We start from the raw sequence: 8,710 nt of genomic DNA, 5'->3' as shown, positions 1-8,710 counted from the left end.
CTTCCCGGCATTGGCCCCAAGTCCGCTCAGCGCATTGCCTTCCACATTCTGCAAACGCAGAGTTTCGACGTGACGCGGCTGTCTGAGGTGCTTCGGGATGTGCGGGATAAGGTGCGCTTCTGCGACATTTGCGGCAACGTGACCGAGCAGCAGACCTGTTCGATCTGTCGTGACCCGCGCCGGTCCCACGCCACCATCTGCGTGGTCGAGGAGGCCAAAGATGTGGTCGCCATCGAACGCACCCGCGAGTTCAAGGGTCTCTATCACGTGCTCGGTGGCGCGATCAGCCCCATCGACGGCATCGGGCCAGACGACCTTCGCATCAAGCAACTGGTCGGTCGGCTCGCCGACGGCTCGGTGACCGAGGTTATCATTGCCACCGATCCGAACCTGGAGGGTGAGGCGACGGCCACCTACCTGACGCGACTGCTGGTCTACCCGAACCTCCGCGTGACGCGGCTCGCATCCGGGCTGCCGGTGGGGGGCGATCTCGAGTACGCCGACGAGGTCACCCTCGGTCGCGCCTTCGAGGGTCGCCGCGACGTCGAGGCCTGACAGAGCCTGGCGTCACACAGCGGCAACCCCAGTGGCACCCCGCTAGAATCGCTATCTGGGCCACCTAACCGGCCATTCTTTTCCCCGGGAGAACCACGTGAGCCTCATCGTCCAGAAGTTCGGGGGCTCGTCGGTCGCCGATGCCGAAAGCATCAAGCGTGTTGCCAAGCGAATCGTTGAGACTCGCAAGGCAGGCAACGAGGTTGTCGTCGTGGTCTCGGCGATGGGCGATACGACAGATGAGTTGCTCGATCTCGCAAAGCAGGTCGTGCCGCTGCCGTCGGGGCGCGAACTCGACATGCTGTTGACCGCGGGTGAGCGCATCTCGATGGCGCTGCTGGCGATGGCGATCCGCAGCCTCGGCGTTGAAGCCCGCAGTTACACGGGCAGCCAGGCCGGCATGGTGACGGATGCCCAGCACGGGTCCGCTCGCATCGTCGAGGTCTCCCCGAAGCGCGTCCGCGAGGCCCTCGACGACGGAGCTGTGGCGATCGTCGCCGGGTTCCAGGGCTTCAACCGCGGCACGGGTGACATCACCACCCTCGGGCGCGGGGGCTCCGACACCACGGCGGTGGCACTCGCCGCGGCGCTCGGGGCCGAGGTATGCGAGATCTACACGGATGTTGATGGCATCTACACCGCGGACCCTCGAGTGGTGGCATCCGCCCGCAAGCTCGACAGGATCACCAGCGAGGAAATGCTCGAGCTTGCGGCGACCGGCGCCAAGGTGTTGTACATACGCGCGGTGGAATATGCCCGACGGCACGGGGTCACACTGCACGTGCGCTCGTCGTTCAACAACAACGAGGGCACGCTCGTCGTCAACCCGATTGAAGGAGAAAACGTGGAAGAGCCGATCGTCACCGGAGTCGCCTCCGACCTCAGCGAGGCGAAGATCACGGTGGTCGGGGTTCCCGACACCCCCGGCAAAGCGGCCCAGATCTTCACCATGATCGCGCGCGCGAACGTCAACATCGACATGATCGTGCAGAACGTGTCATCCGCCAGCACCGGGCTGACAGACATCTCGTTCACCTGCCCGAAATCGGATGCGCAGCCCGCGATGGCTGCCCTCAACGCCGATAAAGAGCACATCGGGTTTCAGTCGCTGCAGCACGACGACCAGATCGCGAAGCTCGCAGTGGTGGGCGCCGGCATGCGTACGAACGCCGGTGTTTCGGCGAAGCTCTTCACGGCCCTGTTCGAGGCCGGCATCAACATCGAGATGATCTCGACGAGCGAGATCAGAATCTCGGTGATCACCCGGGCCGATACGGTCAACGATGCGGTGCGTGTGCTCCACACCGCATTCGGACTCGACGGCGACGACGAGGCCGTGGTGCACGGCGGCACCGGCCGCTAGAGAGCACGCCCGGCGCGCCACATCGCAGTCCGGACGCGTGCATGGCACGCCTGCCGCGTCGCGACACTAAGCGTGCCCCGCGGGTTGGGCCTACAGTGGGGTCCGTACCGCGAACTGTGGAAGGAACTGACCATGAGCACCACCTTCAGCAAAGAGGAAAAAGCCGCGATGCGTGCGGCAGCGGCGGAAGCGAAGGCCGCCAAGGAAGGTGCCGACCTGGAGGCCGCGTGCCTCACGGCGATCGCCGCGATGTCCGGCACAGACCAAGAGCTGGCCGAGACCCTGCATGGGCTGGTCGCGAAGCACACCACCCTGGCGGCAAAGACGTGGTACGGGATGCCGGCGTACACCAACGGTGATGGCAAGGTCATAGTTTTCTTCCAGAGTGCCGCGAAGTTCAAGGCCAGGTACGCCACCATCGGCTTCCAGCAGGATGCGAACCTTGATGATGGCAATTTCTGGCCGAGCTCATTCGCCGTGACACAGTTGAACGCCGCCGATCAGAAGCGACTGGTGGCGCTGCTGGAGAAGGCCGTCGGATAGGGCCAGGTAGCACCAGCGTGGCGGAACGACCCCCTCTGCGGCGGGCGGCTATCGGACGGGCGCCGATGATGTTGTGTAACGAGACGAGCTACATCGTCTAGGTGCACTTGCCCTCCAGGCCGCCCGCAAACGGGACGGCTGCCTCGCCAGGGTTTCGCGTTTCACCTGGCACCGCCGAATCGCGGAGGTTCACTGCCCCGTGTTCATAACTCCCGCAGATCGCGGACTCGCAGCATGCACAACCCCGGAGTTATCCGGATCTGAGAGATCGCGCCAATAGGTGCGGTCTTTTCCGACCAAATGAAGGACAATCCTGCTCCGGGCCCCTGGTTTCCGGGGCTCACCACACACTCGAGCGAAATTCTCCTTCATTTGGCTGCAGCCTATTGGCGCGATCTCTAAGCTTCGGCAGAAGCCGATCTGCAGGAGTTGCCAACACCAGGAGTCGGACATGGGCAGCGAATGCCGGGCGCAGAGCGCGCGCGGACAGCGAACGTCGGGCGCGTAGCGTCCGCGGCCGGCGTGGGAGACTTATGCGCATGATCACCAGCACCCCCGTTCGAATCGGCATCGTCGGCGCCACCGGCCAGGTGGGCGCCGTCGTGCGCCGCCTTCTCGCGGAGCGCGACTTTCCGATTGCCGAGATCCGCTTCTTCGCGAGTGCTCGCAGTGCCGGCACGACCCTGGAATTCTCGGGTGAGCAGGTCACGGTGGAGGACGCCTCCACCGCAGACCCGAGCGGCCTCGACATCGCGATCTTCTCCGCCGGTGCCACCACCTCGCGCGCCCAGGCCCCCCGGTTCGCCGCAGCAGGCGTGACCGTGATTGACAACTCGTCTGCCTTCCGCATGGATCCCGACGTGCCGCTCGTGGTCAGCGAGGTCAACCCACATGCGATTGACGCCGCCCTGGGTGGCATCATCGCCAACCCGAACTGCACCACGATGGCGGCCATGCCCGTGCTGAAAGTGCTCGACGCCGAGGCGGGGCTTACCCGACTGGTCATCAGTACCTACCAGGCGGTGTCCGGTGCGGGGCTCGTGGGCGGCGAAGAGCTGTATGCGCAGGCGAAGGCGGCGATAGACCAGGATCCGCGGGGTCTGGTGCACGACGGTTCCGCGGTCGAGTTCCCCGAGGCATCCACTTTCCCGAAGACGATCGCGTTCGACGTCATCCCGTTCGCCGGCAACCTGGTCGACGACGGCTCGTTCGAGACCGACGAGGAGAAGAAGCTGCGCAACGAGAGCCGCAAGATCCTCGAACTGCCCGAGCTGCTGGTCAGCGGCACCTGCGTGCGCGTGCCCGTGTTCACCGGTCACTCGCTGTCGATCAACGCGGAGTTCGCGAGCCCGCTCAGTGTCGCGCGCGCGAAGGAATTGCTGCAGGATGCCGCGGGCGTGGAGCTCACCGACATCCCGACACCTCTGCAGGCCGCAGGTAACGACCCGAGCTATGTTGGCCGCATCCGCCAGGATGAGGGCGTGACGAATGGACGCGGACTCGCGCTGTTCATCAGCAACGACAACCTGCGCAAAGGTGCCGCGCTGAACGCGGTGCAGATCGCCGAGCTGGTCGCCGCGAAGCTCAGCGCCCGCACCAGCGTGGCCTGAGCCGCGAAGTTCAGCGCCCGCATCCCGCAGGAACCCGGTCAGCGGAAGATAATCGTGCGCGCCCCGTCGAGCAGCACTCGGTGCTCGGCGAACCATTTCACGGCCTGGGTGAGGGTTCGGGATTCCTCGTCCTGGCCGATCGCGACGAGCTCTGCGGCGCTGCGGGAGTGATCCACGCGCACCACGTTCTGCTCGATGATCGGGCCCTCGTCGAGGTCGCTCGTGACGAAGTGCGCGGTCGCACCGATGAGCTTGACCCCGCGGGCGTGCGCCTGCCGATAGGGGTTGGCTCCCTTGAACCCGGGCAGGAACGAGTGGTGGATGTTGATCACGCGACCGCCGAGGGCTGCACAGAGGTCGGGGGAGAGGATCTGCATGTAGCGCGCCAGCACGACCAGCTCGATGTCGTGCTCGTCGACGACTTCGAGCACCCGCTGCTCGAACGCGAGCTTGCGGCCCGGGCTCGTCACGGGGTGCGCCTCGAACGGCACGTCGTAGAAGGCCGCGAGGCTTGCGAGGTCGTGGTGGTTGCTGAGCACGAGCGGAAGATCCATCGGCAGCTGCCCGGCCCGCTCGCGGTAGAGCAGGTCGTTGAGGCAGTGCCCGGCGGTCGACACCAGCACGAGGGTGCGCAGAGGGCGGCCGACGACATCGAGTTGCCAGGTCATCCCGTACCGCTCGGTGACCGGCACAATCGCCGCCTCGAACGCGTCGCGTGAGGTCGTGGACTCCACCTGCAGGCGCATGAAGAAGCGCCCGGTGTCGGCGCTCGAGAACTGTTGGGACTCGGTGATGTTGCCCGCGGCATCCACAATCGCACCGCTGACGGCGTGCACGATTCCGGGTCGGTCATCGCAGACGAGGGTCAGAATCCAATGAGTGGATGCCCGGGCGGATGTTTCGCTCACGAGGCAAGGCTAGCGGCGCCGGCCGCGCTTCGGCGGTGCGCCACCTCGTCGGCGATCACCACGAGCAGCAGCACCGAGTTCGCCAGCCAGAGGGCGATGAGCGGAGTGAGCGCGACCAGGGACACGCTGGCCAGGAACAGCCCCGCCAGCACCGCGATCCCGGCGATGTGTGACTTCAGCCAGCGGTAGCCGACCGACCGTTTGAACAGCAGGTTTCCGAGGATGTAGAGGGCCGCGCCGCCGAACACGACGGCCGCCGTCACCGGATCGAGTGGGTCGTCGGGGTGTGAGAGCACGAGCTCGTCGCCGACGGCAACCAGCACGATCCCCGCCACGATCACCAGGTGCAGGTAGGTGTAGGTGTTGGCCGCAACGCGCCCAGACTCCCTCGTCTTCTCGAGGAACTTTCGTGCCACACCCGCCGTGTTGTTGAAGTAGAGCAGCCACAGCAGCAGGGTTCCCACGAGGGCGGCTAGCAGGGCGAACACGGTGGCGGGGGTCATCCACTCGCCATTGAAGGTTTCGCCCGTGACCAGTATCGATTCGCCGAGCGCAATAATCACGAACAGTTGGGCACGCTCGGCGATGTGGTGGCCCGACACCGCCCAGTTATCGACCGGGGATCGCCCCAGTACCGGCAGCCAGTAGCGCACGGACGGCCCTAGGTAGTTGAGCGCGATGGCCGCAAGCCACCACCACACCCGCTGCCCGGGCTCGGCCAGCGCGCCGATGATCCACAGGGGGGAGGAGACGGCGATCCAGAGGGATGCCCGCATCAGGTTCATCGACAGCTGGCGACTGTCGCGCCAGGCGGCCACGATGATGAACGCCCCCCGCAGCGCGTGCACACCGAGGTACCCGACCACGAACACGACGCCGAGGTCGCCGAACGCCCCCTGGATTGACGTGCTCATCACCAGCCCGAGCGCCATCGCGACGAACAGCATCAGGCGCACGGGCCACTTCTCGGGGTCGAACCAGTTGGTCGTCCAGACCATGCGATCCCAGAACCACCACACCGCCAGCAACAGGATGAACGCCTGCAGCAGCCCCGTCCAGTCCAGATGCTCGACCAGGTAGTGCGAGAGCCTGGTCGCGGCGAACACGAACACCAGGTCGAACAGCAGCTCGACCGGGGAGGGCTCGAAGCGGCCATCCTTTTCTTTACGAAGCAGGGTGCTGCGCTCGGTGCCCATCAGTACGCCTTTCTCCTCGGGTCTTCAGCGTATGACAAGTAGTGTTGGTGTGACGGCGCGCGGCCCGCGTCGTCCCGCGGGCGGCGAACGCACCACTTCCACCGAACGGATTCCGCCGTCATGGGCGCGCCACGAAACACATTCCCCTGGGCAGGTTTGCTCACCCTGTCCGCACTCATCTTCACCGCGGTGACCAGCGAATTTCTCCCCACCGGCCTGCTTCCGGAGATCGCCGCAGAGCTTCAGGTCTCGGAGTCGAAGGTCGGCCTGCTCGTGACCGTCTTCGCCGGAACGGTCGTGCTCACCGCCGCGCCGCTCAGCGTGCTGACCCGCCGATACTCACGCAAATTCCTCGTCATCGTGGTGCTGATCGTGTTTGCGATCGCGAACCTTCTCGCGGCGCTCGCACCCACCTACGAGTTGCTGGTCGGTGCGAGAGTGGTGGGCGGTCTCGCGCACGGACTGTTCTGGGCCGTGGTCGGCGCCTACTCCGCGCACCTCGTGCCGAAGCATCAACTCGGGCGGGCGATTGCCATCACCGGCGGCGGCGGAACGGCCGCCTTCGTGCTCGGCGTTCCTCTCGGGACCGCGATCGGCAACGCGGTCGGCTGGAGGCTCGCGTTCGGCGTCATCGCCGCGATCATCGCCATCCTGACCCTGGTCACAGCGAAGCTGCTGCCCGCCGTCAGGCACGGCGAGGTGCTGTCGACGGGGGAGATACCGCTGCCCATGCGCAAAGACACGACGGTGCCCGCGGTCATTGCCGTGGGGGTGATCCTGATTCTGGTGGGCTTCGGGCACAACCTGTTCTACACCTACATCGCGCCCTACCTAATCGGGCCGGTGGGCATCGACCCCGGCGCGGTGGCCGGGGTGCTGTTTCTCTACGGCGGCGCCGGCGCTGTCGGGCTCATTCTCGCCGGAACCCTCGGCGACCGCTTCCCGCAGCGGTCGCTGGTCGCCGCGGTGGCCGTCGTGATGCTCTCGGTGCTGGTGCTTGGGCTGTTCAGCAGCGTCACCTGGGTCGCGCTCGCCGCCATCTTCGTCTGGGGAGTCGCCTTCGGCGCCGTGCCATCGCTGATGCAGGCGCGCATGATGCACACCGCATCGGTGCGGGTTCGGGATGCCGCTGCCGCCTACTTCACGACCTCGTTCAACGTGGCGATCGGTGGCGGAGCGCTCGTCGGCGGCCTGCTGCTCGATGGCTGGGGCATCCAGGCGCTCCCCTTTGTGGATGCCACGATCACCGTCATCGGCCTCGCGCTGATCATCGTGGTCGCTGTGTGGCTGCGCCGGCGGGCGGCTGCCGGGCGCTGACGTGCGCTCGCCGCCGCTGGGCTGCGGGCGCGGGGTTGGCCGCTGCGTGCGCTCGCGCTGCGCTCCTCGCGACCGGCCTCCGTGAGAGTGCAGTCGTGGCCTGGTGGCTGAATCCCGAAGGGCCACTACTGCGCTGTGAGCGCCGGCCACTGTCGCTGCGCGCGGCCCGCGGAGCGCACAAAGCGCCCACCCGCGGCGCGCGAGGTGCAAGGCTCTCCTGGGTCGAGGCCAGATTCGATGAGAGTGCAGTCGTGGCCCGATGGCCGGATCCCGAGGGGCCATTACTGCGCTGTGAGACGCGCGGATGGCGATGGTGCACGGTGGATCCGCGAAACGGCGTGCCGGTGCGAGTGCGGGCGGCGCGGCGGCGCCTCGGGTGCGGGCGCGGGCGCGGCACCGGGTGCGCGGCGGCGCCTCGGCGCGGCCTCAGGTGCGCGGCGGTGCGGCACCGGGAGGTGCGGCGGGCGCTTCGGGCGCGGCCTGAGCCGCTGGGATGCTCGGGGTGCGCGGGGATCGCGGCGGCGCGGGTGGGCGGCGGGCATCCACTCTATGTACGCCCATCACCGCGACCGGGATGAGCACCAGCGAGCGCAGGTCGACGAGCGCATGCAACACGATTGGCGCGATGATGCTGCCCGAGACGACGTAAAGCACCATCATGATCGTGCCGACGATGGTGGTGCCGACGATGCCGGCGACGCCCTGATAGAGGTGCAGGGCTCCGAACAGCAGCAGCGAGATCGTGACGGCGGCGATAGCGCTGCCGGTGGCGCCGAAGACGAGGGCGGGGATGGCGAGACGAAACGCGAGCTCCTCGACCAGGCCGGCGTTGAGCGACAGCAGGGCGCCCAGGCGCAGTTCTTGCCGATTGCGGGGCAGCATCGCGTGGATGTCGCCGATCGCCATAATCCCGTCGCCGTCTCGCCGGGCCGCGCGCACGCCCAGCCACGTGAGCACGATGATTATGAGCAGCACGGCGCCGACGATCCACAGGTTGCTGACGATGAAGCTCCGGATGCCGCGCACCCCAGCCCACGTATCCAGCTGCGCCAGGAGCGGGCCGACGTATGAGCCCGCGAGCAGCAGCACCCCGGCCGAGATGCCGCCGAACGTGAGCCACGACTCGCGGAGCCACTTGCGGAGCATCGCCTGCCGTTTCACCGTCCCGCGGTAGCGCTTGAAACGCTGGTATTCGCGGCGATCCTTGCGGATCGTGCG

At 66.8% G+C, this 8,710-nt stretch carries 8 protein-coding genes; 5 read left to right on the top strand and 3 right to left on the bottom strand.

The genetic code is table 11. The features are described 5' to 3' along the window. From recR to RMN95_RS07555, 4 genes are all read left to right on the top strand, one after another. Nucleotides 1-555 (top strand): recombination mediator RecR (gene recR / locus RMN95_RS07570; protein ID WP_309616328.1); only part of this gene is annotated, 555 nt, incomplete at its 5' end. Between the two features lie 97 nt (nucleotides 556-652). Beyond that, on the top strand, nucleotides 653-1,918 hold the full coding sequence (locus RMN95_RS07565) for an aspartate kinase (RefSeq protein ID WP_309616327.1): 1,266 nt from the start codon (nucleotides 653-655) through the stop codon (nucleotides 1,916-1,918). A 132-nt stretch (nucleotides 1,919-2,050) separates the two neighbouring features. Continuing rightward, nucleotides 2,051-2,461: a hypothetical protein gene (locus tag RMN95_RS07560; RefSeq protein ID WP_309616326.1), complete on the top strand. Its 411-nt coding sequence runs from the start codon at nucleotides 2,051-2,053 to the stop codon at nucleotides 2,459-2,461. 539 nt (nucleotides 2,462-3,000) lie between these two features. Beyond that, entirely contained in the window at nucleotides 3,001-4,071 is a 1,071-nt protein-coding gene (locus RMN95_RS07555) for an aspartate-semialdehyde dehydrogenase (protein ID WP_397545263.1), read from the top strand. 38 nt (nucleotides 4,072-4,109) lie between these two features. On the opposite strand, the gene purU is transcribed toward RMN95_RS07555, so the two are convergent. Together purU and RMN95_RS07545 are read right to left on the bottom strand one after the other, a co-directional pair. Further along, nucleotides 4,110-4,979: a formyltetrahydrofolate deformylase gene (gene purU / locus RMN95_RS07550; RefSeq protein ID WP_309616324.1), complete on the bottom strand. Its 870-nt coding sequence runs from the start codon at nucleotides 4,977-4,979 to the stop codon at nucleotides 4,110-4,112. Further along, entirely contained in the window at nucleotides 4,976-6,175 is a 1,200-nt protein-coding gene (locus RMN95_RS07545) for a low temperature requirement protein A (protein ID WP_309616323.1), read from the bottom strand. Before RMN95_RS07545 ends, purU begins: the two co-directional genes overlap by 4 nt. Nucleotides 6,176-6,295: 120 nt before the next feature. On the opposite strand from RMN95_RS07545, the gene RMN95_RS07540 reads away from it, so the two are divergent. After that, nucleotides 6,296-7,492, top strand: coding sequence for an MFS transporter (locus tag RMN95_RS07540; RefSeq protein WP_309616322.1), 1,197 nt, complete (start codon nucleotides 6,296-6,298; stop codon nucleotides 7,490-7,492). Between the two features lie 426 nt (nucleotides 7,493-7,918). Here RMN95_RS07540 and RMN95_RS07535 read toward each other — a convergent pair. Further along, a partial coding sequence (locus RMN95_RS07535; protein ID WP_309616321.1) for a type II CAAX endopeptidase family protein occupies nucleotides 7,919-8,710 on the bottom strand: 792 nt, incomplete at its 5' end.

It is taken from the genome of Salinibacterium sp. (assembly GCF_031364185.1).
Taxonomy (GTDB): domain Bacteria; phylum Actinomycetota; class Actinomycetes; order Actinomycetales; family Microbacteriaceae; genus Rhodoglobus.
The sequence above is the reverse complement of the archived record's forward strand: the minus strand, read 5'-3'. Positions and strand labels throughout refer to the sequence as shown.